This window comes from Kosakonia sp. H7A, from assembly GCF_003028445.1.
GTDB classification, from domain to species: domain Bacteria; phylum Pseudomonadota; class Gammaproteobacteria; order Enterobacterales; family Enterobacteriaceae; genus Kosakonia; species Kosakonia radicincitans.
Genome location: NZ_PYTZ01000061.1, coordinates 1 through 540, shown reverse-complemented (window position 1 = coordinate 540; position 540 = coordinate 1). Strand labels below are relative to the sequence as shown.

Annotated in this window: 1 protein-coding gene and 1 pseudogene; one reads left to right on the top strand and one right to left on the bottom strand. The window is 64.8% G+C overall.

The features are described from left to right. Window positions 1-256 (top strand): hypothetical protein (locus CWM66_RS28985; RefSeq protein ID WP_158262972.1); only part of this gene is annotated, 256 nt, incomplete at its 5' end. Between the two features lie 66 nt (window positions 257-322). Here the strand turns inward: CWM66_RS28985 and CWM66_RS28145 are convergent. Beyond that, a pseudogene (locus tag CWM66_RS28145) lies at window positions 323-540 on the bottom strand (GntP family permease); the annotation flags it as partial.

Genomic DNA, 540 nt, shown 5'->3' with positions numbered 1-540 from the left:
GTTTCCCGATACGACGCAGGAACAGATCGCGGAGTTTCAAGGCAGCAAGCCCGGCCGTGCGGCGCAACAGTTTCTGGTGCGCAGCTATCCCACCATGGCGTGGACGGCACGCAGTTTCGTGGGCGATGTGCTCACCGCGACGGCCGCGTTCTATACCGACGGCCAAGGCAATACGAAGGTGCTGCGTTTCGAGCAGCGCGGCATCGCCTGGCTGGTCGAGGAAGACGAACGCTACCGGCAGGTGGGGCAGTGGTAGCCGCTTTGCGAGACGGTCGACGCGAACAGATTGCGGCGCGCGGCAGCGCAGAGGGGCTGCAATCCCCTACACCCACCCGGTGGCCCCGTAGATCCCGATCACCGCGAACACCGCCAGCGTCTTGATCAACGTAATGGCGAAGATGTCCTTATAGGACTGCCGGTGGCTCAACCCCGTCACCGCCAGCAGCGTGATCACCGCGCCGTTGTGCGGCAAGGTATCCATGCCGCCGGACGCCATCGAGGCCACGCGGTGCAGCACCTCCATCGGAATCCCGGCGGCTT